The sequence below is a fragment of the Coleofasciculus sp. G1-WW12-02 genome (assembly GCF_040219735.1).
In the GTDB taxonomy this organism is placed as follows: domain Bacteria; phylum Cyanobacteriota; class Cyanobacteriia; order Cyanobacteriales; family Coleofasciculaceae; genus Coleofasciculus.
Window position 1 is genome coordinate 13,726 of record NZ_JAVJRX010000116.1, and the last position, 25,373, is coordinate 39,098.

Annotated in this window: 15 protein-coding genes and 1 pseudogene; 1 reads left to right on the forward strand and 15 read right to left on the reverse strand. The window is 43.7% G+C overall.

Going from position 1 to position 25,373, the window contains the following annotated elements:
- Positions 1 to 64: 64 nt before the first annotated feature.
- The 4 genes from RID09_RS18915 to RID09_RS18930 all read right to left on the reverse strand — a co-directional run bounded on the left by RID09_RS18915 (position 65) and on the right by RID09_RS18930 (position 10,269).
- Positions 65 to 3,142 (reverse strand): type ISP restriction/modification enzyme, encoded by a 3,078-nt coding sequence (locus tag RID09_RS18915; RefSeq protein WP_446337473.1) that lies wholly within the window; start codon positions 3,140 to 3,142, stop codon positions 65 to 67.
- A 260-nt stretch (positions 3,143 to 3,402) separates the two neighbouring features.
- A complete protein-coding gene (locus RID09_RS18920; RefSeq protein ID WP_446337474.1) occupies positions 3,403 to 6,783 on the reverse strand; it encodes an ATP-binding protein in 3,381 nt (1,126 codons plus the stop codon).
- Positions 6,784 to 6,941: 158 nt separating this feature from the next.
- Positions 6,942 to 8,303, reverse strand: coding sequence for a DUF3754 domain-containing protein (locus RID09_RS18925; protein ID WP_446337475.1), 1,362 nt, complete (start codon positions 8,301 to 8,303; stop codon positions 6,942 to 6,944).
- A gap of 220 nt (positions 8,304 to 8,523) precedes the next feature.
- Positions 8,524 to 10,269 (reverse strand): LIC_10190 family membrane protein, encoded by a 1,746-nt coding sequence (locus tag RID09_RS18930; protein WP_446337476.1) that lies wholly within the window; start codon positions 10,267 to 10,269, stop codon positions 8,524 to 8,526.
- 393 nt (positions 10,270 to 10,662) lie between these two features.
- Between RID09_RS18930 and RID09_RS18935 the strand changes: the two genes are divergently transcribed.
- Positions 10,663 to 11,046, forward strand: coding sequence for a response regulator transcription factor (locus RID09_RS18935; RefSeq protein WP_446337477.1), 384 nt, complete (start codon positions 10,663 to 10,665; stop codon positions 11,044 to 11,046).
- Between the two features lie 38 nt (positions 11,047 to 11,084).
- Here RID09_RS18935 and RID09_RS18940 read toward each other — a convergent pair whose 3' ends face one another.
- From RID09_RS18940 to RID09_RS18990, 11 genes and pseudogenes are all read right to left on the reverse strand, one after another.
- Entirely contained in the window at positions 11,085 to 12,500 is a 1,416-nt protein-coding gene (locus RID09_RS18940) for an MFS transporter (RefSeq protein ID WP_446337478.1), read from the reverse strand.
- Between the two features lie 92 nt (positions 12,501 to 12,592).
- Positions 12,593 to 12,928, reverse strand: coding sequence for a DUF760 domain-containing protein (locus tag RID09_RS18945; protein WP_446337479.1), 336 nt, complete (start codon positions 12,926 to 12,928; stop codon positions 12,593 to 12,595).
- Between the two features lie 393 nt (positions 12,929 to 13,321).
- Positions 13,322 to 13,474: pseudogene (locus RID09_RS18950) on the reverse strand (HAD-IIB family hydrolase); the annotation flags it as partial.
- An 85-nt stretch (positions 13,475 to 13,559) separates the two neighbouring features.
- Entirely contained in the window at positions 13,560 to 15,134 is a 1,575-nt protein-coding gene (locus RID09_RS18955) for an ATP-binding response regulator (RefSeq protein ID WP_446337480.1), read from the reverse strand.
- Positions 15,135 to 15,163: 29 nt separating this feature from the next.
- Positions 15,164 to 16,675, reverse strand: a complete 1,512-nt coding sequence (locus RID09_RS18960; RefSeq protein WP_446337481.1) for a diguanylate cyclase — start codon at positions 16,673 to 16,675, stop codon at positions 15,164 to 15,166.
- Positions 16,669 to 20,304 carry a PAS domain S-box protein gene (locus RID09_RS18965; protein ID WP_446337482.1) on the reverse strand — a complete coding sequence of 1,212 codons (3,636 nt, stop codon included), beginning with the start codon at positions 20,302 to 20,304 and terminating at the stop codon, positions 16,669 to 16,671. Before RID09_RS18965 ends, RID09_RS18960 begins: the two co-directional genes overlap by 7 nt.
- Positions 20,305 to 20,410: 106 nt before the next feature.
- A complete protein-coding gene (locus RID09_RS18970; RefSeq protein ID WP_446337483.1) occupies positions 20,411 to 20,761 on the reverse strand; it encodes a circadian clock KaiB family protein in 351 nt (116 codons plus the stop codon).
- Positions 20,762 to 20,829: 68 nt separating this feature from the next.
- Entirely contained in the window at positions 20,830 to 21,144 is a 315-nt protein-coding gene (locus tag RID09_RS18975) for a circadian clock KaiB family protein (protein WP_446337484.1), read from the reverse strand.
- Between the two features lie 89 nt (positions 21,145 to 21,233).
- A complete protein-coding gene (gene kaiC / locus RID09_RS18980; RefSeq protein ID WP_446337485.1) occupies positions 21,234 to 22,934 on the reverse strand; it encodes a circadian clock protein KaiC in 1,701 nt (566 codons plus the stop codon).
- Positions 22,935 to 23,198: 264 nt separating this feature from the next.
- Positions 23,199 to 24,731 (reverse strand): hybrid sensor histidine kinase/response regulator, encoded by a 1,533-nt coding sequence (locus tag RID09_RS18985; RefSeq protein ID WP_446337486.1) that lies wholly within the window; start codon positions 24,729 to 24,731, stop codon positions 23,199 to 23,201.
- Between the two features lie 177 nt (positions 24,732 to 24,908).
- Positions 24,909 to 25,166 (reverse strand): FmdB family zinc ribbon protein, encoded by a 258-nt coding sequence (locus RID09_RS18990; RefSeq protein WP_446337487.1) that lies wholly within the window; start codon positions 25,164 to 25,166, stop codon positions 24,909 to 24,911.
- Positions 25,167 to 25,373 lie beyond the last annotated feature (207 nt).

Sequence of the window (25,373 nt, forward strand, 5' to 3'; positions counted from 1 at the left end):
ATGACTGTTAGGGGAATGATTTAGAGTGGGAATAATTGCTTCATTGCAGTATTCGCTGAGTGTTTCAGACGCAATCTTCGGGCATTTGTTGGATAATTTCCATTGTTCTAACGCTGACAGTGCAGACTCGTTGGAGCAAATCAATCACCTGTTCTTTGTAATCGGCAAACTTGTAGGTATTGAATTTTTCGCGGATGGTAGGATCTCTGGGTTTCTTCTCTTTGTATTGGTCGAGAATCCATTCCAGAGCGGAGCGGTTGCCGAGTTTATAATCCCAGGCAATAGCGGGAACACCTGTGAGTTGGGTATTTTCATCCAGGATGATCACGCCCTTGGTTTTGTCTGCTTTGAGTTTGGCTTTGGGGATGGCTTTGGTGGCGATTTCGTTGCGAGTTAAACCGTAAAGTTCGGCAGTTTCATAGGTAAGATGCAGATTCATTAAAACTTTGCCCCAGGTTGCCCATTGATGGAAGTCAACATAGAAGGGTAGGCGGGGAAATTGACGTTTGAGGTTGATTTCGTATTTGGTGCGGTAGGCGGGATGGTGGAGAACGGCGTAGGTGTAGTGAAAGATGTCTTGTTTGGTGATGGTGGTATCGTTGTAGTGTTTATGGAATTGGGTTAAACCCCAGTCGGTGATGTTGTCGATGCGGTTCCCGTTTTCGTCGTAGCGATAGAGGGGAAGACAGATAGTTTTTTCGAGTAAATCGAGACTACTCGGATAATCAGTTGCTAAAACTTGAAAGGGTTTAGAAGAAGATTGACCAGACAAACAGATCAAATGATTTAATACTTTGTTAATTGGAAAAATTTCACGTTGATTGCCAAATATATCTATTGGAATATAGTCGAAATACAAAAAATTAGGACTATATGGACGATATGCAGCTCTAGTAATTTTCAAAAAATTAAACTTATCTTTCTTTCCTTTTCTGAGTTTATCTCTCTTTATCATTTTGCTCCATTTTATTAAATTTCTATCCTCCAAAAAGTTGTCTAAGATAGGATTAGATTCTGCTTTAGTATCTAAGTATTTTTTCTCCTTTTTATATTTATGCCACCTATCAACTTCTTTGTTATACTCCTCCATAAAAAACCTTGATTTACTGGCTAATGCATTGGGGTTGAAGTCATATACCCACTCATCACGGTTTGTAGAAATTCCAATCGAGTACAGCTTGAAAAGGGATTCAACATCTAATTCCTCATCCGCTGCTCTGGATTTCTTGCTACAGATTTCTAGTAGATTCTCAAATTCATTACCAGCTTGTTCTAGCCAATAGTTGTCCTTATCAGGTGAAATGCGCTCAAAATAAATATTCTCAAAATCTGTGTGAGAGAGAAATTCAAGCTTTTGCTCAGAAATATCAAATTCTGGTCTCCTTGCGTAAAAAATTCTGGAGCTACTGCATCTATCTTTAGGTTGCTTTACCAAAAAAGCAATTGCTACACCTGTTTGTATTCCAAAAACATTGTGTTTCGTGCCTGAAATCTTAGGATTTTTCCTGACATCACCACCCAAATCTATGACATAAATGTCACTAAATTCTTGTGCCAGAACCTTCCTAAAACCGTCAAATCCTCTAGCATTAATAAATGATGAGTTTGTTATAAATGCAATAATTCCCTTATTTCCTAAACGACTTGTTCCCCATCGAAAGAAGCGAGAATACGGATCGTATATTTTCATTTTTTGAGCATTACTCTCGGCAACATAAGTTTTGCGAATTTGCTCGTCCACTGCTTTGTAATAACGATTTTTATTATTGTCATTCTCACTTTCTTGGTTTGCATTGTAAGGTGGATTTCCAATAATCACTGAAATATTACGACTATTTTGATCCTGGATTCGTACTGTATTTTGCACACTCATAGCAAATAGATCAAGCTGCTTCCCTTCAAAACCGCAATGCTCTAACGTATCCACCAAGCAAATATTCTTAAACTCTTCATACTGTCCCATCTTTTGCTGATAGGTAAATTCAATATTCAAATTGGCAATGTAATAAGGCAAAATCGCCACTTCATTGCAGTGGATTTCGTACTTATATTTATGTTCCAGCTTATCGGGCGGCAAATATTCGATCAGTTCGGTCACATAGGTTCCCGTACCCGTACAAGGGTCAAGAATCTCCACCCCCGGATCACTCAGTAATTTGCCAAAGTGCTTATGCACCAGATAGTCCGCACTCTCAATCATAAAGCGGACAATTTCATTAGGCGTGTAGACAATGCCCAACCGATCTGCTGCCTTGGGGTTATACGCCTTATAAAAATTCTCGTAGACTGCTTTGAGAAACTTCTGCTTTTCGTGGTGGTTAGCGATGTTTTCTGACTTACGACGAATCACCACATAATAGTGTTCAATGCTCTTGAGAGTATTCTTCCGAGTGGCTCCCGTGAAAAACGTGTTAATAATTTCCGACAGTTCCCGCGCAATATTGTTTTCCCGATGAAACTGTGACTCATGGAAAATATTGGTAAAAATATCCTCCGTGAGAATGTGCTGAATCAACATCTCATGGATATCAAAAATCTCGATTTCGGGGTTGATAGACTGGCGACAGACTTCCAGAAAAGCGTTGCGGCGTTCCCTAAATTCTCTATTGCTGGCTTCCTGTTGAGTGATAATGTCCCGCAGAGCTTTCAGAATGTGGGGAATGTCTTCTTTGAACTTGTTGATAGCAGAGCGAAAGTCCCGCACTTCTGGGCGTTCGTACTCCACAAAAGTGGTAATCAGACTATCCAAGGCTTCGGCATCTCCCATAGAGACGCGCAACTGCTCTCGACTGTGCTGAATCAGGACAGCACTTTGGGAGTCTTCAAACAGGATATTTTCGTCGGGATAACCTTTCTCAAGTTTTTTCTCAATTTCTTCATCAAGATTATCGTACTGATCTTTGCTCTCCCACCACCCATGATCTAGGCGGATGGCATCCTTCACCGTGCCATCGGGGAAAACGGTGGTATTGAACTTGGTTTTGAAATCCAGTTCAGGGATCAGAAGATAGTTGTGAGGTTTGCAGTAGTCATTCAGCAGACGCTCAAAGGCATTGCGAATGCTGGTTTCCTTACGAGAACCCCCGTAGCGAATAATTTTTTCAACTTCTGCTTGATATTGCGTTATCAGCAATCTGGACATACAGCGACTCCCGCAATCCTAACACCTGGGCAAATTGAGGACTGAATCTAGCTTAACCCGCTTTGAATGGGAAGTTGAATAGTCGCCATGATGTAGGGGGCGGGTTTAGTCACATCGGGGTTAGGCGAAGAAACGATAATAGTAAAACCCGCCCCTACAGATGTACCATAAGGCAAACGTCAGTCTTTTGGTGGAGTGCGATCGCGTATAGGTCATTCTACCAGAATGTAAGCATCCTAAGTCATATCTGATTAATTTCTTCACAACGTATCATTTAACGTTTCCACGTCATGCCAATCCTGAGACATACCATAAATCTGCATTTGCTGGCAACGTTTCACATAGAATTTAGCCGCGTGATCACCAGAATTCACTTGCACGATAGACTGAAAAATTGCCAGCGCCTCAGCAAACTGCTCCTGATGATACAGACAAACACCTCGCTCAAACTCCCCACGAGTTTGCGTCTTTAACGTAATCAACGATGGTGGCTCACCATCATACACTTCATACACGCCCACCGCCGTCTTTTTCCCTTTCACCCGCACTTGCCCTAAAAATCGATAACTAAACTCCCCAGGTTGTTCCAGACAAGATAACGTTTGTTCACTGATTAAAATACCAGCCTTATAAACCTTAGTTAACCCCTCTAACCGAGATGCCAAATTCACCGCATCGGCAATCACCGTGCTTTCCATCCGCTGTTCTTCGCCAATTGTGCCTAACATTAATGTTCCCGTATGTAACCCCACACCAATAGCAATCGGGGCATAGCTAAGACTGCCACGATGTTGATTATAAATCACCACTTGTCGTTGCATTTCCACCGCTGCTCTCACCGCTGCTTGGGCTGACTCTGGAAACAGCGCCATCACCGCATCCCCAATATATTTATCAATAAATCCCTGATGATTGCGAATCACAGGACCGACTCGTTTCAGGTAGGAGTTGAGAAAGTTAAAATTATCCTTGGGTGACATATTTTCTGACAAACTGGTAAAGTCGCGAATGTCAGAAAACAAAACCGTCATATTTTCCAGAACCTGATCACCCAGTTGCACATCTAAAATGCTTTCTTTTTGGAGGAAGCGCAAAAACTCACGCGGCACAAAACGACCATAGGCTAAGTTAATTTTTGATAAATGGATATGGGTTTTAATCCGTGCCAATAGTTCCTTTTTATAAATCGGTTTCGTCAGATAATCATTCGCCCCCGATTCCAACCCCTCCACCAAATCAGAGACTTGATTCTTTGCCGTTAGCAGCACCACCGGCAGTTCATTCGGCGGGAACTGTTCGCGAATTTTTTGACACACCTCATACCCTGTCATTCGAGGCATCATCACATCCAGTAAAATTAGATCCGGTTTAAATCCTCTTTGAATAATGTTTAATGCCTCTATGCCATTAGATGCTTGGGTAATCGCATAGTTCTCTAAGGATAAATGATTCACCAAAACCTGAATATTAATCGGTTCATCATCCACGACTAAAATTTTTAACTTGTTCTGATTTGCCGCAAATTCAGCCGCAGTCGTGGTTATTTCATCGGTGACAATTGGGTTTGTTTTAACCTCTGTTGCACTTCCATTCAGGGTGAACCCTTTCCATAGAGTTGGAGTAGCAGATTCTACGGGTTGAGGTGCCGTTAATTTATCAGAATCCAAGGATTCAACAAATTCAGATAGCGGTAAAGTAAATGTAAATCGGGAACCCACCCCCAATGTTGACTCCACCCAAATTTGACCCCCATGTAATTCCACCAACTGTTTGGTAATTGCCAATCCCAAACCTGTCCCCCCGTATTCCCGCGCAGTTGATCCATCGGCTTGTTCAAAGGACTCAAAAATTCGCGGGAGTTGCGTCTCCGGGATACCAATTCCCTGATCTGAAACTGTAATCTCTAAGTAAGAGTTCACCACGTTAGTAGAAACCTCTAATACCCCTTTATCGGTAAATTTAATCGCGTTTCCCACCAGGTTATGCAAAATCTGTTGCACCCGATTTTCATCGGCTTTAACTGGGGGAATGTCTATGCCAATCCTATTGATAAGCTGGATGGGTTTTTTACCCAATAGGGGTTGAGACAGTCGCAAGACAATATCGGTGACTTCCCGAATTCCTACAGGTTTAATTTGCAGTTCAATAGTTTTATGTTTCAGCTTAGCAAAATCTAAGATATCGTTAATCAAATGAGACAGACGCCGACCACTGGATACCACCATCGACAGATTCGCTCGTTGTTCCTCTGTCAAGGAACCTGTCGCACCATCAATCATCGATTCAGCAATGCCAATCATGCCATTTAACGGCGTTCTCAGTTCATGGGAGGTATTGGCTAAAAACTCATCTTTCAGCTTATCCATGCGTTCTAATGCCGCATTTTTAGACTCTAATTCTTGGGAATACGCTTGCAGCCGCACGCGGGCTTCCATAAACCGACGTTCTAAAATCAATCCCAGACAGAGGATAAAGACTAACATTCCCCAAGGGTAAAGTTCTTGCTGATTGTATAGGTCTTTAATTCCCACTAAAAGGTCATGAATTCCCAAAAGGGAAAAAATAATAAATCCGGTTGTAAATAATTTTGCCTCGACATTACCCCGCACCGAAAATTTCAGGGCAATGATCAGGATAACAAGAATTGTCGCTAAAATAGAAAATTGCAGAAAAGTATTAATCGGCTTGACATACTCTAATTGGATGACGAGTAAGGTAAAAGCAATCATGGCACAAACTAAATTAATTTGCCATAACCGCCGCACGATTCCCTTATAGCCTCGCCCAAATATCTGCTCAAAAAATAGACAGACAACCACAGGTACTAAATAGAATGAAGCAAAGTAGGTATAAAGAATTACTGAGCGCGGCAACGGAAAGAATAGAAACGTGAGTTCATTGCCTAAAATGCTAAATACACCAATGACCGTGGCTAAAATCCCAAATAAAAAGTAAGATTTCCATTCCTTTTGCTGCCAAGACAAGCCAATAGCCACCAAGCCGATTAGGGTAAAAAAGCAGCCCAAAACAAACTTGCTGATATTTTGTTGAACTAAATTTTGCATCAACGTCCGTTGAGATCCCAGGCTGACTGAGCGATAGGTTCCAACTCGAATAGGCTCCTGCTTTGTTACATGAACTTTAAAATAAAGTGTTTTTCCGGCAAAATTGGCGTCCAATGGAATAAGAAACCAATAGGGATTGAGTAATTTAAGCTGATTTGAAGCATTAACTACGGCAAATTCATCGATAAGCTGACTATCCAGATAGGCTTCTAGATAGGAAATACCACGCCTATCTAAGCTAGGATATCGCCATTGACCTGGGGGTAATTTTACCCGCAACCAAGCAACACGTTCCCCCTTTGGCACTTCAAGTTTGCCAGGAACTTGAAAGGGTTGCCAAGCAGAATTATACCAATCCTCCTGTGTCCAAATCGGAACACCATCCTCATTGACTGGAGAATCCCCCCAACGATATTGCCATCCTTGAGTCAGTTGGATAGGCGGCGACTCGGTGAAACGCTGAGACGGAAGCTGATTCGGCGTCCGCCAAAGCAGTAAGCCAAACAGTACAGCCAGCCAGAAAGCACCTAGGGTTAAGGCAATCCGAGTACGGTTCCATCTGACTCTAAACCTCATTGTGTCCCTCTCTATCGGCGCTATTACCTCTCCTTGCAGGGTAGCAATTTTTGACCCTTCGCTTCGTTCAGGGAACCTGGTTTTGAGTTAGTGTTCGGCGCACTATTGCCTATTCCCTGTTCCCTATTCTCTGTTCCCTAAACGAAGCGCTTGATGATTTAGGTGTAAAGAAAGATATGATCCCAGATGTAATCAATTAATTGTTTAGCATCATCTAAAGGCAAAACCTGACAACATCCTTGCTTATCTTTTGTCAATAAGGGGATTTCCGAAAGACTTGCCGTATCTTTACCATCTTGCACCAATTTACCCCGAATCTCTTCTAAATTATGAATCGGACCATTGATATCAAAATCAATCTTTGTGCCAAAGTTCTCATCCATCCAGGTTTCAATTTGGTTATCCAACTGTTCAGGGGTTAGGGGCTTAGGGCTAGTTAACAGATGGTAATAAACCAGAATTATTTCTTTACATTCCTCCTCTTCCGCCGCATCAATTAAGGCATGAAACACGCTGGCATTATTTGCCATATTCTTAAAAAATAGGGTTTCGGTCACAGTTTGGCGGAATTTAATCTGCTTACTCTTATAATTGCTATACTGCTTGTAGGCAAATCCCCCTAATGTCACCAGTAGCGATAACACAGCAACGAGGACGGGCATAATATCCCGGACATCTTCTTCACTTGCCTGGACTATCTCCAAAACCGATGGTCCCATCGTAAAAAATAAAATAGCCCCAATAACAATGAGAAGTTTAGGCAGAACTCTCAGGATGATTGGAATAGCGGCACCAACAGCCGGAACGATTAAGAGGAGACGGTCTTTCCAGGTCATGCTAATTTTGATATTGGGGAAGAGGAGTTCTAGATCAAATTTAGGGATATTCTTGTAAAAATAGAGATACATCTTCCCTGGTGTGAACTGGAGGGAGGCTAATTTGTCACCTTTGCTTTGAAAATAATCGGCGCTTTTGAATTTAATCAACAAAACGACTCGTTCAAAAACATTGATTTTTTTATCTTTTTTTCTGATAAACTTTTTGATCTGAATGGTTTCTTCATAATCCCCGCGACAGTAGCAGACGAGTTGGTCAAATTCATCAAAATCAACATCAGTTTTCAGTTGAATTAAGGACTTTTCTTTAAAGGCGCGTTGTAAACTATTCGGAGAGAGGGGAACATAATTGGCGCGTTCGAGAATCGTCTGAAAGTCTGTAACCACATTTGCCTCGCGTTCGGCTAATTTATCGGGAGTGAGTTCAACTCTCGATTGAGTATCAGCATCAGGATTAAACGGATCATAATTATTCTTTAACCGTTCCAAATAGGCATGAAACTTAAAATGATAATAGGCGGAAAGTAAAGTACAGAAATCCCGGAACTGTTGCACCTTCTCGTTAGGCAACTGTCCATCGTCTAGGCACAGTTCGATTAAATCGCTGCGACGATAGGGAATGAATGCTTCTCGGTCTTGATAAGTCGCCATATCTGACAATAGACTAAGTAGTCGGACTTTCATTAAAGTTTACTGTTGAGACTAGGGAACAGGGTACAGAAATGACCCTTCACTTCGCGCATAGGAAACCTGGTTTTGACAATCTTTAACTCGAATGGGAATGACTGGTATGCTGGTGGGCAGTGCCCACCCTACGGTATATCAAGGGTTTCGGCGATCTAAAAATGCTTATTTCAGGGTGATTAATCTTTAAATCAGCCCAACAAAATAGATGTCTAGGTACTTATTTCATATACACAAACCCAGCACCAATTCCCTGTGACGGGTCGCGAAGCCTGATATTTTTAATCGGTACGGCTGAACAGGGTAATGGAGATGCCCAACATCGGACTGTCCAGTTTGCTGGATAGACATAAGTAACATCATTCACTTGGTCAGATACTAGATTAGCACTCGGTAAGGGAGGAGGTAAAATTAATCGGGATTGAGCATTATCCTGAATCAGACCAACAGTAGTCAAGCCAATGACAAATAGGGAAGCCAATAAGATTGTTTGAGGTTGTTTTAGGGTGTGAGTGAATCGAGACAGGGGCTGGGTCAATTTAAAGGGGATTTTTTCAAACAGTCTTTGACCATATATTGCCCCAAATAAAGCCGGAATAAGCAGAAAATAGCCCAAGCCAAACCGGAGCAAAGGACTTTGAATCATAATAAATGTAATACCGAGTAATCCTAATAATAATATCCAGGCAGTCCCTAATTTAAGGTGTTTTCTAAATTGACGGAATATAGGGATAGAGAAAAGAATGACAAAAATTGTAATTAAAGCCATGATTTGAGATTTAACCGAACCTTTTAGCCATCGCCAAACTCCTAAAGCTATAGCCGTCAATCCTGACTCTTCTGAATCCGAAAACACCCACCAAAACTTGATGGGTTTAGTTTCCTTTATGGCTTTTTCGATGGGAACTGACCAAGGCAGGTCGAGGCACATAAAGGTTGAAGGATACAGGGGGCATCCGGATGTGGTCAGGCTATATAAAACTATGGGTGATAGGATTAATATAGTAATAGCACCACCTGCCAATAGCCGCTTAATTCGTACTTTAAACTGATTACCCATTAGATAAAAAAGAAATCCTATGGGGAGCAGCGGTAGAGCCGAAAGCTTAATGGTTACGGCTCCGGCTGATAGAATTAGAGGGATAGTTTTAGCATCGAAAAGAGGCGTTTTGGCATTAGTATTCCCTAAAGTAGACTGAGCGTTGTGTGAAATAACCAGAATTGTCCAGGCTGTCACTCCAATAAGGAAAGCAACTGTGACATCAGGAGAAAATGAGATGAGTATTGGTGAACCCGTCAATACGGTTCCCGTGTAAACGAGAATGGCAATAGCTGAAAAGATCAATAAAAACCAGTCCGATAAGCGTCCTTTACGGCTGAGTATTTGATTCAGCGTAATTAGAGATTGTAAAATAGCGATAAGGAAGATAAAGCCATTGGTAATCGCACTGACTCGACTGCCAAAAATTGGTGAAGTTAACGGCGCAGCGAGAGCAAACCAAGAGGAAGTAAAGCCAAACTTAGCATTGATTAGCGCTAATCCATTAACCGCGCCAAATTGAGACATCCATCGCATAGAACCAAAGTGATAGAGTCCGGTGTCAAACCAGACTATTTTTTGACTGGTAAAAGCGGCAATAATTAGTTCTAAGGTAATAAATCCAACGATAGGGCTGGGAGAAAGACGCGATCGCACCGCAGCCAGTTCACTCCGGGTTGGCTGAGACAACACAGATAGGGCGACTAAACCGAGGGCAAGGAGGAAGCCAACGGCGCTAGATAATGGTAAAATCAAGGAAGTTGCCAGCAGGGAGACACACAGGACAATGATTCCCAGCCAGACGGCGGCGATGAAGCGATCGCCTCTACGATCAATGCGATCGGCTTTCAACCGATTCACAATAGCTGTGCCAATTGAGAAACAAACACCAATCAGAAAAAGCCAAGTGATCATAAAATAAAGCATTCAGTACCTCTAGTCCTAATGAGCGCGATCGCGATCGTTGCTATTTATTTTCATTTAGAAGTCTATCAACAGAGATTGGGCTTTGGGGATTGAGTGGCTAGGATTCTGGGGGATTTCTTGCAAGTGCAACCGGAGGTGGAAAAAGACACAACACGGATGAAAGAACAGAGAGTGTTGAATGTATAGGGGCGGTTTAGGTGATGCGATCGCAAGCTACTCATGATAACCTTTCCTCAAACCCGCCCTGACCGAGTTTTGAGTTCCCATCTCCCCCCAATTCAGCCAGATTGCGGAACCGGAGTCACCAGAATCCGCCTTATGGCGATATTTATTGCGAGAGAGTAAATGTTATAATGCTTGAAAGCTAGAGAGCCAGGGTAGGTATAGGTTTTTATGAGTACAGTGTTAGTCGTAGAGGACGATCTCACCCAACAACATTTGCTCTCGAAGCTGCTTGAGCGTGTAGGGCTGACGGTAATTGTAGCTGGGGATGGTGTGGAGGCGCTGGAGAAAATTCAGCAATTTCCCCCGGACTTGGTGATTTTGGATATTGTCCTCCCCCGCATGAATGGCTATGAAGTCTGTCGTCGCCTGAAATCGGAACCGGAAACCCAGACTATCCCGGTGTTAATGTGTTCGGCGAAAAAAGAGGATTTTGACCGCTACTGGGGGATGAAGCAAGGGGCGGATGCTTATTTAGCCAAGCCTTGTCATCCCCAAGAAATCGTCGAGACTGTAAAGAAATTGTTAAAGTCCCATCATCGAGCTGTAAGCTGATTGGTGATTAGGAACTGGAGCAGATCCTACCTCTGCATCTACATTCCCGTATTCCTGCGTTCGATGAGTTTCAGGAGGATTTCTCCATGGAAAGAGCGACTAATGGGATAGAAGTACGCCCAAACTAAACCTCCCATGAGGACAATAGCGGGAATCGGACCAATCAGCAGACGAATCGTCCACAACGCTGATTCTGGTTGAGTCGTGGGTAACTGTTCAGATGTGGTGGAGATGAATCCAGACATATCTAAGGCTTTACCCACGAGGAACAGTGCGATCGCGACGGCCATTTTATGTAATTGTACAACTAACCCATAGAAAATGCCCTCACGTCGTTGTCCGGTGTTGAGTTCGTCAAAATCAACGACATCGGGAAGCATCGACCAGGGTACAATATAAGCCGTAGACAAACCCAGTCCCACAAATATCGCCAGAACATACATTAATCCCACTTGATTGGGTTGTAAGAAACACAGTCCCAGCAACGCGCATACGGTTACAGGGATACCCATCCCATAGATAGCACGTTTACCCACACGCTTTGCGATCGCACTCCAGACAAACGTCATGCTCAAGGCTGTTCCTTGAACGGTTAGTGCGGTTTGGGTAAAGTGATGATCGGGTAATCCCATCCAATGAATCACAAAATAGGGGAGAATCGCCGCCGTTGTTTGCAGACTTAACCAAGAACACAAGTAAATCCCAATTACACAAATAAAAGGGAAGTTACTAAAAGCAATCCGAAACTGTTGGGTGATGGGTAAAAAGGATACCTGAGTCAGGGGTTCCCGTTGGGCTTCGATTTGCTTATAACGCTTATAGGTTCCCCAAACACAGAGGAAAACCGCTAAGGTGGCGACGACTGCACAAATTGTTCCCAGAATCCGATATTCAAGAGCTGGATCATCAACTCGGGCAAAAATAATCTGGGCTAAACCCAGGGAAAAAATACTCGCACCGATACTAAACGCGGCTTTGAAGCTAATTAAACCAATGCGCTCATCATAACCTTGAGTCAGTTCAGCCGCTAACGCATTATGGGTGAGGACAACCGAGGTAAACGCGGCATAAAACAGAATACCAACTCCGCCGTAATAGGCAAATAGTAGCCACTGATTCGAGGTTGGGGGTACAAACCACTGCAAGCTAAAACCAATCCCCAAGGGAATCGCCCCGATCAGCATCCACGGGTAACGCCTTCCCAAAGGGGAACGAGTGCGATCGCTTAAATACCCAATCATCGGATCGTTAATCGCATCCCAAACCTTGCCAATCAGCAAAACACTCCCCGCCAAGGTGGGATTTAATCCCGCGACATTGGTTAGGAAAAACAGCAAGAAAAAGACTAAGATGTTACCTGGAATCTCCCCTCCCAGTTCTCCGGCTCCATAAGCGAGTTTGGTGGGCAAATTCAATTGATCAGGGAGACTTTTCTGGGGGACAGGATTAGCCATCAGGGATGTTTACAACTCATGCATGAGTGATCATCTCACTTCTGATGGCAGATGACAAGTTTGTCCTTTGTCCTTCCTGCACAGGTTATCAATTAATTATCATGCACTTGTGCTACTTCATGCAGCGACTTTTCAAATTCCATGCGCTGTTGAGCATTGCGGAGAAAGTAACCGTTCATCATTGCAGAAACTAATAACCGACTCAGATTTTCACGGTTGGTAGTAACGGTGACATTAAAATGTTCGTGAGGTAGGGCGCCTAACATTCCGATTAGGTTGCGTTCCATCACCTGAATCACTGCAGGATCGGGTTTAGAGAGTTGTGCAATTGTTTCTGGATGCAGAGACTGGACATATTGCCAGAGGAAGTTACCGCCTTCGCCTTCACTACCAAAGAATTCTGGAGCTCGATTTGACAGATTGTTCATGGTAATAATCGAAAATGGGTAGAGTCGTTTGTTTTTCTATCTCTTATCTCTTACTTTAATCAATCTCATCGCCATCGCCTAGTGAGTGCAACCGAACACCGATGGCGGATTTTACGACGTGTTGAACCATAAACTCACATTAAATAGGTGGACACAATAAAAGCTAACGGTGAAGATCGTCATTTGTCATTTAGTCGGGGCGGGTTTAGTTACATCTGGGTATAACCAAAAAGATAGTGGTGAAACCCGCCCCTACACACTCTCCCCCAGCTCCCTCATCTTCCCCATCTTCCCCTGCTCCTGATAACTGCTCACTGATAACTGATAACTGATAACTGATAACTGATAACTGATAACTGATAACTGATAACTGATAACTGATAACTGATAACTGCTCACGGCTTCCGCCCAACCCTGAGAACCGGGTGCGACTTGCCATCCTTTACCGGATAATCCGGGATGAATCCCTTTGTTTCCAGGAACAATTACAGGAATATCCACTGCTTTGAGCATCTCCAAGTCATTGGGACTATTTCCTAAACCCATCCTATGATTTTATAGTATAGCAACCGCCAAGGATGTTAGGACACATAAGACTCTCTGGAGACGAGAGACGTAGGATGATACGTTTCTACAGTCTCAAGAGACTCTTATGCTCCACATAATAATTATCAATTAGTTGTATAATTTCTTCATAGTCAAAATTATCCGCCAGTTTCAGCACCTGCGTGACAAAGGCAAAATAGTCAGAATTTAAGTGTTGGAGTCTCTCAATTACCTGCTGTACACCTTCAACGTCACCAATTTGAGCAGCTTCATACAGCGGAAGCAGTTCTTCTAGAGGTGGTACTATTATATCTGATTCTGTAAAAAAACTTGTTATAATTTGATTTGAATTATCACCAACTTCCTGAGATAGAGTTGGGTTCGGGTTGGCATCAATCCCGGTAAAATATGACCCGGGTAAGTTCGTAGGTACGTCTAAGTCAAACCAAAATTTGCTGCCCACATTAGGAGTACTTTCCAGAAAAATTTTGCTTCCCATCAATGCGATGATTTTTTGGCTAATGGTTAGTCCCAATCCGGTTCCTTCTGTACTATGTGAACTCTCCATCACTTGCTCAAAGGGTAAGAATATTTTTACCCATTGTTCTGGAATAATTCCTATACCTGTATCCTCGATTTCAAAGCGAATTTTTGCACAAGTTATTTGGGCTTTATCCGTTTTATTGGGTAAGGTACTTTTCTGCTGCTTCAGTTCACAACTGTAACTCATGACACTCACTTTTAAAGTGACAGTACCTTGATGAGTAAAGTTAATCGCATTAGAAAGCAGATTAATTAAAACTTGTCGCAGTCGCTTTTCATCAATATATATTTCTGGAGGCAGTGAATTGAAGGGAAGATAGGTGAATTTAAGTTTTTTTTCTTGGGCTTTGAACTGGAATAGTTCAGCGAGATTCGTTAAAAACAAACAAAAATCAATATAATCGGGAAATAATTCGAGTTTTTGAGCTTCAATTTTAGATAGATCTAAAATATCGTTAATCAGCGTGAGTAGGTGACTACCGCACTGATAAATAACGCCAAGCCCCTTCTGTTGCAAAGGAGTGCATTCTGTAGCTTTTTGCAGTAGTTGAGCGTAACCCAAAATCCCTGTGAGTGGGGAACGGAGTTCATGACTCATGTTAGCGAGAAACACACTTTTGGCTCGATTGGCGGCTTCAGTTTGCTCAAGTGATTGGTGCAATGCGGCTTCGGTTTGCTGGCGCATCTGAATTTCTTTCAGTAGCTGTGTATTTTGCTCAACGAGTTGTTGAGAAAGTCTCTGGAGACGCAATTGATTCTCAACTCGCGCCACGACTTCTGGGGCTTGAAAGGGTTTAGTAATGTAGTCAACACCACCAACGGCAAAGGCTTTTAGTTTATCAGCCGTTTCATTTAAAGCACTAAAAAAAATGACAGGAATTGAACAAGTGGCTGCGTCTTGTTTTAAGGTAGAGCAGACGGTATAGCCATCCATTTGCGGCATTTTGATGTCGAGGAGAATTAAGTCGGGCGGGTGAGAACGAACGGTTTCTAATGCAACCTGTCCACTAATTGCTTTTCTGATTTTGTAACCCTCTAACCTGAGAATGGCAGCCAAGGATCGCAGGTTATCTATATTATCATCTACAATTAAAATACTCGTTAGTTTTTCTGACATAAATCCTCTCTTATCGCGTTGAACTTATTTTAAATTTGGCAGGATAAATTAGCCGGAATGGAGTATTCAGCGACTGTTTGATTTCTTCCTCCGGCTTTAGCTCGATACAGCGCTTTATCGGTTTGATTAATTAAAGTTTCAATGTTAACTAAAGGGTTAGGAATCAGACTGGACACGCCTAAACTTAAAGTGACATAGTGACTGATATCTGAACTAGCATGAATAATCTTGAGATTTTCCACGCTTTGGCGGATAGTTTCGGCAACATGAATCGCCCCCTGAGCATCTGTATTGGGTAAAATGACCGCCAATTCTTCACCGCCGTATCGGGCGACTAAATCGGCGGGACGTTTGACTATTAGGCGGATTTTTGTGGCTACTTTTCGCAGACAATCATCTCCGGCTTGATGTCCGTAAGTATCGTTATAGAGCTTAAAAAAATCGATATCCCCTAAAATTAAGGAAAGGGGGAGTTGCTCTCGAAAGAGTCGTTTCCATTCTCGATGAATGTATTGGTCAAATTTGCGGCGATTGGCGATTCCGGTTAAGCCATCGATAGTCACTAACTGTTTGAGTTTCTGATTTGCCTCAAATAAGGCAGTTTCGACTTTGATCCGCTGCATCAATGTGCCTAACTGAGCCGCGATAAGCTGAATCAATTCGATTAATCCGGGTTCGGGTTCACTCCTGGCTTGTTTGAAAAAGACTAAAATAGCTAACACGCGATCGCGAAATAAAATCGGAACACCTACACTCGTGTTCATATCCAGATTTAACGCCTTCTCAACACAAAGATAACAGCCAGCCGATTCGGCAGAAATCTCTGTACTCCACTCTGGCTTTTTCGACAACCAAACCCGCCCCGGTAGTCCTATATTCGGGGCAAACGTGGTGGTTATTCGATGATATCTGAATAAGTCAAAGGTGGGAGCGCGACTGTACCATCCCCGACTACATTCGAGGATAGTTCCTTTGGCATTGGGAATCCAAGCTTCGGCAAAATCCCAACCGATAGTCTGGCAAATTTTCGTTAACGTGATGGTTAGGGCAGAATGAAAATCATCGGTTTGACTAATCCTGTGGGTAAGGGTGAGTAAAAGCTGTAATTGAGCATTTTGTTCCTGAAGTTTCTTTTTTTGAGCGAGGAGTTCTTGGCGTTGATGGGCGATTATTAAGTTATTGTTAACGCGGATTAATACTTCTTGCGCCTGGAAGGGTTTGACAATGTAATCCGCCCCACCAACAGTAAAGGCTTTTAGTTTATCCGCTATATCATCTAAGGCACTCAAAAAGATAATTGGAATCCTTTGAGTGGCGGCGTTGGCTTTTAGAGTTGAGCAAACGGTATAGCCATCCATCTGCGGCATTTTGATGTCAAGGAGAATTAAGTCAGGCGGGTGGGAACGAATGGTTTCTAATGCCATCTTGCCACTAATCGCTTTTCTCACTTTATACCCAGCGCGGCTGAGGATGGCAGCCAGAGAGCGGAGATTATCGGGGTGGTCATCTACAATTAAGATATTCGCTTTAACCTCTAACATTGCTGCCCTCCTCCTGTTGGTTTAGTATTTTCTCTGGATAGTTGATGGTTCATCGTTGTCATAGCTAAGGGATTAATCGTGGATTGAGCGAGCTGAATAATCAGATGAAACTGGAAATTGTGGGCAAGATGCCTTAGAGTATTGATCACAAGAGTTTGGTCTGGCGGAATTTTCTCAATTAGCGACAAGATTTCTTCATCATCACAAAGCTGTGCCGCTTCAGAGAGCCTTTCAATCCAGGATAGAGGCATCACCGATAACCGTTCAGAAGTTAGCTGATTAACGTTAACGGGTTGATCTTTTGAGTCAGAATCTGCATAAATATAGCGTACTCCTAAATAGTTTTCCATCTTGGCAAACAACGTTTCGACTTGAAAAGGTTTGCTCACATAATCATTACAGCCAGCTTGAAGTGCCGAGGTGCGATCGCCCTTGGAGGCATAAGCAGTTAGGGCGATAATAATAGGGGTTTTACCGTCTCCTTGGCAACGAATCTGTTGCGTCGCCTGATAGCCATCCATAATCGGCATCCGCATATCCATCCAGATCAGATGGGGTTGCCACTTCTGCCACAATGTCACGGCTTCTTGTCCATTTTTCGCCTCACGCACCTCTAATCCTGGAAGGGTTAACAGCTTGAGGATAATTTGGCGGTTTTCGGGTTTGTCGTCAACAACGAGAATCCGGTAGCAAGGTTGATTGGGAGCCAATCCAATAACTCGGCGGTAAGTTTGAACGGGTTCTATATCTGATGCATCAGCCAGGTAAACCGGAATCTCAAAGCTAAACGTGCTACCTTGATTCAGTTGGCTACTCACCTGAATATCACCACCCATGAGTTGGACAAACTTACGACTAATTGCTAACCCTAAACCTGTCCCTTCATTTGCCACTTTCCCGGCGTGAGTTTGGATAAAGGCATTAAAGATAATTCCTAATTCCGTTGGCGCAATTCCCACGCCGGTGTCGGAAATTTCAAAGCGAAGATGGTAAGCTTGTTCCTCCTGCTCTCTGCCTTCTGCCTGCTGAGGCTTAGGGTGGAGCGCTACTCGTAACCTAATACTACCCTTTTGGGTAAATTTAATCCCATTACTGAGCAGATTGATCAGAACTTGGCGCAATTTGTTACTATCTGCCTGGATATATTGGGGAACCTCAGCCGCCATATCCAAGTAAAGCTGCAACCCTTTAGCCACTGCTCTTTGCTGAAACATCTCCTGGAGCGATCGCACCAAGGCAATCAGGTCAAAACGGCTCTCATCGATGCTAATACATCCGGCTTCGATTTTCGATAAATCCAAGACATCATTAATTAAACTGAGTAAATGATTACCACTCTTATTAATAATGTCCAAATTTTCTTGTTCCTCTGGGGTAATCACCGGATCACGACTCATCACCTGGGTAAACCCCAAAATAATGTTGAGGGGAGTACGCAATTCATGGCTCATATTCGCCAGAAACATACTTTTTGCCTGATTCGCGGCTTCGGCGGCGGCTTTTGCCTGTTGTAGAGTTAACTCTGTCTGTTTGCGTTGAGTAATGTCTCGTAAGGCAATCACATAGGCAGGTTTTGAGAACCATTGAATCGGAGTTGCCTTCATTTCTGCCATCCGCAATTCCCCACTCGATTGCACCAATTCGATTTCTGTGGTTTCTGCCAAGGGCATTCCCCACTCATACTCAAGTAACGTGTCTGGAGTCATATCAAAAAGCTGAGCGGCGGCGGGGTTGGCAAAACAAACCTGACCCTGGTTATCGACTATCATGATCCCGTCGGAGGTAGCGGTAATGATGGTTTTGAGTCGGGTTTCACTGTGCTGGAGTTGTGCCTCAAACTGTTTGCGTTCGGTAATGTCGCGCACAAAGGCGGTGAATACCACCTGATTACCTAGTATTAGCTTAGAGACAGAGGCTTCCGCCGGAAACTCTGTGCCGTCTTTGCGGCGACCAAAAATAGCTTGGCGCTCTCCCATACGCCGTGCTTTCCCCTGAGACGGGCTGAAGCTTTTAATATGCTGATGGTGAGCAATCGTGTAGCGGTTGGGTAGAAGTAAAGCCAAGGGTTGATTCAACACTTCACTCACCCTATAGCCAAACATCTTTTCTGCCCCTTGATTAAATAAGATAATCCGTTGATTGGCATCGACGGAAATAATCCCATCACTGGCGATTTCCAGAATGCCCGCAAATCGAGCCTGGGAAGCCCGAAGTTTCTGTTCAATTTGCTGGCGGATTTGCAGTTGCTGTTGCAGTGCTTTGGTGCGTTCGGCTACCCGAACTTCTAGGGTGGCTTTTGCCTTTTGCAGATCGAGTTCGGCTTGCTTGCGAAGCGTCACATCCAGGGCGGTGCTAATCACCATGCGCCGCCCATCACTCAGCTTACCTAAGGGGGCGGAATAGAAATCCCAGATGCGAGTTGAGCCATTACGAGTGATGATGGTATATTCGCCTTCGGCAATGGAGTGATCCAGGCTATAGAGTCGATCAATGTTTTCCCGAATTAACTCTTGGCGAGTGCCGTGGGCTTTTTGGATCCAATGTGCGATCGTGGGTATGTCTTGATGGGTGTAACCTGTAAGTTGGGTCCAAGCCTGGTTAATCTGCACAACTTCGCCATCTTCAGCATGGAGCATAATCGGTATGGGTGAATAGAGTACAGCACGACGAAAGCGTTCCTGACTCTCTTGCAGCGCTTGTTCTGACTGTTTACGAGAGGTAATATCCGTCAGCGTCACCACACACCCTTGAACCTGTTTGTTGGAGTTCAACAACGCCCGCCCACTTAGGAGCAAATGGAATTGTTGCCCATCTTCTCGCCCCAAAATGACTTCAACCCCCTGAAATGTTTCCCCATTCAAAATAGTTGTCATCGAAAAGGGTTGGCTTGAGGTAGAAGACGATGATAAAATATCATCTGTCTCATCTTCCCTCTGATTAGATGGGGAAAAAACAAGTGGAAACACTACATCGAAGGGTTGAAATATAGGATTTTTTCCACAAAGTTTATGAGTAGCAAGACTGGTGCGGATAATGGTTCCCTTTTGATCACAGACCACAATCGCATCAGCCACTTGTTCTAGAATAGAACGAGCCAGTTTTTCTGCCGCTACTATTTTTTTTTGTCGTTTATTTTCAGTTAAGTCTGTTACGATTAAGCAATTTATATCAACTCCCTCTAGGGCTATTTTAGTGACCGATAGATGTACGGGTATCTCTGTTTTATCACTGGCGATGAGGCAGAATTCCCCTTGACTACATCCCGCTTCATCTTGCTGCAATAGGGCTTCAAATGGGGGCATTTCCAGGGGGAGTAGGTATTGTTGAAAGTTAGAGCCAATAACGGTTTCTAAGTTTCTTTTCAAAAGCTTGGCTAAACGATGATTACAATACAGCAGCATTCCTGTAGATGTCAGGGTAGCGGCTCCTTCTTTCATTTGTTCCACAAAGAGTCGATAGGGTTCATCGGCACTCTGTAAGGTAAAAATCTGGTCGCCTTCAGGTCCGGATACGACTAATGCATCCACCTCACCCTGGCGAATTGCCTGCAATGTTTCTTCCGCGACACTCAGGCGATCGCGTAAGTCTTTAATTTCTTGTTCTAATTCCTCCCGTGTTTTTTCTTTCATCGATTTAATACCAATTTTCCATGATGTTGCACCCTATCCTAAGCCTCTGGGATAGGAGAATTTATTCATTACACGATTAGAGATAAATGGTATAATATTGGGTAATTTATATAGGATAATTTTTCGGTACAATATCTAACCCCACAATAATTTTTTCGGTCTTGGACATATCACCAATAATTCGTTGTAATGGCAGGGGCAGTGTTTTAATCAGGGTGGGTGTGGCAAAAATTTGCGCTTGCTGAGCCAGTTCCGGCTGTTGATAAATATCAATAATCTCCAAGGTGTATCGTTGGGGAAGATAGTCTTCACAGATACTCTTGATTGTTTCAATGGCGCGGATAGACTTTAACGTCGTTCCAGCAACATACAAGCGGAGACAGTATTCAACCCTGTTGTTTTGAATCAGAGCTTGCTCAAAGGCGTCTGTGGAACTTTTTAGATTTTTTTCGTCCATGATTTTATCCTATTTCTTTACCATAATAGTCCTATGCCCTTAAGCCTGCTACCTCCTCGCCTCTGCATTCATGTAGTGGCTCGCCGCAAATCGAGTCCCACCAAAACTTTTTCGGTATTGGATAAATCACCAATAATTTGTTTAATCGGTGGCGGGAGTTTTCGCACTAATGTCGGAATTGCCACAATTTTGTCTCCTTTGGCAAGTTGAGGATTTTCTAATAAATCAATCACTTCGATATGATATTGACTATTCAGGTGTTCCTCACAGATTTTTTTTAAGTTAGCAAAGGCTTTAATTGATTTTGGAGTTTGTCCTGCCACATAGAGGCGCAATTGCCAAATCTCTGGTACGGGAATGCTGATTTCTGTTTGAATTTCCATAATTAAAAATACTTGATAGGATCTGTTAGTTTTAATCGACTGATACTAGGGAAAAGAATTTCCCCACACCCCAAAAACTACCCGCCCCTTCAAGGGAGATCCGCCTGACGAAGCTGCGCGATCGCGACTCGGTTATGTTGTAGATTATCGTAGTGGGATTGCTCCTGTTGTATCATCGTCTCTATATCTTCCTGTTCCCGTTCCAGTTGCGCTTGCAAGGCGGTGATTTGGGATTGGATAACCGCTTTCTGGCGGGCAAAATCCCGGCGCTTGCGTTCAAACTCCTGTTTTCGGGTCAAATTGGCGGCGTTTTCTTTTTCCTCTTGAATTCTTCGCGCCGTACCCGTCAGCACGATTCCTTCTCCCAAATACACATCGACTAACTCGACTCCCTGGTTGGTAAATTTTAATTCCCGCACCTGATGGGAGTGTTCCATCCCACGAGATTTAAGGATAAAAAATATACGGTTGCGTTCGCCATTAGTCTCCACAAAGCGCACCTCTAACCACGTATCCATTAACGAGGAAACACCCATCTCAGTCTGCTCCATCGGCATCCCTCCTTGAATTAAATTTGTCAAGAAGACGGTAATTTGTTGAGATTTTAGCAGATCAATCAAACGGAAAAGAAAGGCTTTTGCCTGAGAGACAGTACCCCCCATGGCAAGATTACTCATTGGGTCAATAATCACAACCGTTGGCTGAAATTCTTGGATTAAACTGTGGATTTGTACCAGGTGCATTTCTAAGCCAAAAGCCGTCGGGCGTCTCGCCTGAAACCTTAACAAGTCTTGGCTGACAAATTCTGCCAAATTAATGCCAACTGAGCGCATATTGCGGATAATTTGCTGCGGGGCTTCTTCAAAGGCAAAATAGAGACAGCGTTCGCCCTGACGACAAGTGGCTTCAGCAAAATGGGCGGCTAGGGTAGTTTTCCCCGTTCCCGCCGTACCCGTGATCAGAATACTGCTACCGCGAAAGTATCCCTCCCCTCCCAGCATGGTGTCGAGGCGTTCAATACCACTCGATATTCGTTCCTCGGTTACGGTATGATCTAATCCCACTGATGTAATCGGTAACACAGTAATCCCCTCTGAATTAATCAGAAAAGGATAGTCATTTGTGCCGTGATTAGAACCCCGGTACTTGACAATTTGCAACTTGCGGGTTGAGATATCTTCAAAGAGGCGGTGATCGAGGCGAATCACGCAATCGGAAACATACTCCTCAATGCCATAACGAGTCAGGGATTTTTCCCCTTTTTCCCCCGTAACAATCGCTGTAACCCCTTTTGTTTTCAACCAGCGAAATAACCGCCGCAACTCTGCCCGGACAATCGCTGTATTCGATAAGCCGGAAAAGAGCACTTCAACGGTATCTAAAACAACTCGCTTAGCACCGATGGTGTCAATGGCACTCCCGAGGCGAATAAATAAAGCTTCTAAATCATAGTCCCCGGTTTCTTCAATCTCCTGCGGGTCAATATAAACATAATCAATCGAGAGTTTTTTCTCCGCCGTCAGTTCGTCCAAATCCCAACCCAAGGAGGCGACATTTTGGGTCAATTCTGCCGCCGTTTCTTCAAACGCCATGAACACACCGGGTTGTGAGTAGTCTAGGATACCCCGGACGAGAAACTCCATCCCCATTAAGGTCTTACCACACCCGGCTGTTCCACAAACCAGGGTTGTTCGCCCTAAGGGTAATCCCCCATCAGTAATGTCATCCAATCCTTTGATCCCCGTGGGGCATTTGCGAAGTTGATTTTTGGCTAATGTGGTTTTTGACAAGGATTGCCTCTCCTAGAATTTTGTCAGTCGTGGATTGGTGAAAATTAGCCACCATTATCCATCACCTCATTTTATCGGGAAAAAATGAGGAATTTATGACGGAGGCAGGAGGAAATGATGACGGGCGAGAAGGACATGATATTATCGTTAAAACGCAGAGGAACGCAGAGGGAAAGCGCAGAGGGGCGCAGAGGGGGGTAGGGGAGGGGACGGGAGGGGCACCTGGAGAAGTTTCTTAAGCAACAAATGACGAATAACTAGATATTACGGAACCGACGCTTTATTAGCTGGCAATGTAAAATAAAAGGTACTCCCAGAACCGAGGGTACTTTCTGCCCAAATTTTCCCCCCATGTTGCTGTATAATACTGCGGCAAATCGCCAATCCTAAACCAGTACCTCCTTTTTGGCGAGAATCGGAAACATCGACTTGCTGAAATCGCCCAAAGATGCGTTCAAGATGCTCAGGGGGAATTCCGCGTCCTTGATCTGTAACTTGAAATAAAATAGAATCTGAGTAATAGTTGGCACTCACGGTGATCGTCGTATTGCTATCAGAGAACTTGATTGCATTACTCAACAGATTTGTCAGGGTTTGAATAATGGTATCAGGGGCAACATAGACTTTAGCCGATAGGGGAGTCACCCGGATAGAAATTCCTGCTGCATCCGCGATCGCTTCTATCGCCTCCACGGAATGTTGGATTAAATCTGTCACCTCACAAAGTTCCTTGACTAGCGTCACTTGACCGGAATCCAAGCGTTCTAAGCTGAGGATGTCATTCACCAGGCGCCCTAAGCGATCGCAGTCTCCCGCTGCAATCTCTAGCATCCGTTTGGCTTTTTCGGGTTGATTGTCATAGACTCCCATCTTGAGTAAACCCAGAGAACCACGCATTGAGGTGAGGGGGGTGCGAAGTTCATGACTAACTAGGGAGATGAATTCATTTTTCATCCGTTCTATGGCTTGACGCTGGGTAATATCTTCACCAATACTCATGGTTCCTGCGATCGCGCCAGTAATATCTCGTAACACAGTATTATTCCAAGCAATCAGTCGTTCTTCACCGGATTTCGTCAGAATCAAGTGCTGATAGTAGGTGTGGCTGTTGTGGTATAAGAGTTCATGAAAAACCTGTTTAAGCTGCTGCTGATCGGAGGATGGGATAAACGTATTGAACCAGTTTTTGCCTAAAACTTCGTCTTGAGTATAGCCAGTTAAGCCTAAGCCAAAGGGATTCATATACTCCACATCCCCCTTCCAGTCTAAGCCGACAACCATCAGTTGCACATTCTCCAACAGCGAGCGCCATCGACGTTCAGTTTCTTGCAGGATCTGTTGTGTCTGATGACGTACACGAATCTCTTGCTGTAAGCAGGTATTTTGTTCGGTGAGTTGCTGGGTTAAAGCCCGCAGTTTCAGGTGAGTCTTGACGCGAGCTAAAATCTCTTCAAGCTGAATCGGCTTGCTGATATAGTCTACAGCGCCCAGCTTTAGCCCCTTAATCTTGTAACTGGGATTCGCGCGATCGGCAACCGCCGTCATAAAAATAACGGGAATATCTTTAGTTTTCTCCTGAGATTTTAAACGACGACAGACTTCAAACCCGTCCATTTTTGGCATCACCACATCTAACAAGATCAGATCCGGTAAGGTTATTGCCAAAGTTTTTAACGCTTGGACACCACTTTTAACCGCGAGGACGTTAAACCCTGCCTTAATTAAACAATCTGAGACTAATTGAAGATTAGCCACAGTATCATCAACTAATAATATTTTGGGCAATAGGGAGGACATGAAAGGACTGGCATGACTGAATTGGGCAAAAAGCGGCAGGTTGCCATTTTCATTTTTACATAATTTGGCGGGTCTGAACTCAGACTTTGTACCCTTTTGCTCAATCCTATTTTCTCTATCACCCTATTTTCGTTATCAAGTCATCTTTATTTATTGTCGCTTGAGTGCTAATTAATGTTAATGACTCACCATCCAAGGGCGTCCATTCTTCTGCTGACTATACTGGGGCGTTGTTGATTCCGTAGAACGCTTTACCCGTCGCGGTTCCTTTTGTTTGGGTAAACTTCCCGAACTTAAATTCACCATGGGCGCAGAAAATACCCGTTTCGCCACTACCTGACAGGTTGGACAAAGCATTGGTGTTCCCGCTTCTGCCAATGTGCGCCATTTCTCAAAATCCCCACAAGTATCACAGCGAAACTCATACAACGGCATATCTTTTTCTCTCCTTTTATATATCCTAGGGTGGGCATTGCCCACCCGCCTCATCTGAGCGTGCTATTCGACTTAAGTAGGGTAGAAATAACTAACCCCTTAACAATAGACTTCTGCCTTTATGACCGACTAACTCCTGTTCTGACATGGGTTTAGTTAGGTCTACTTTAAATAAAACGTCGGGCATAGAATTCTTTAATAAATGGA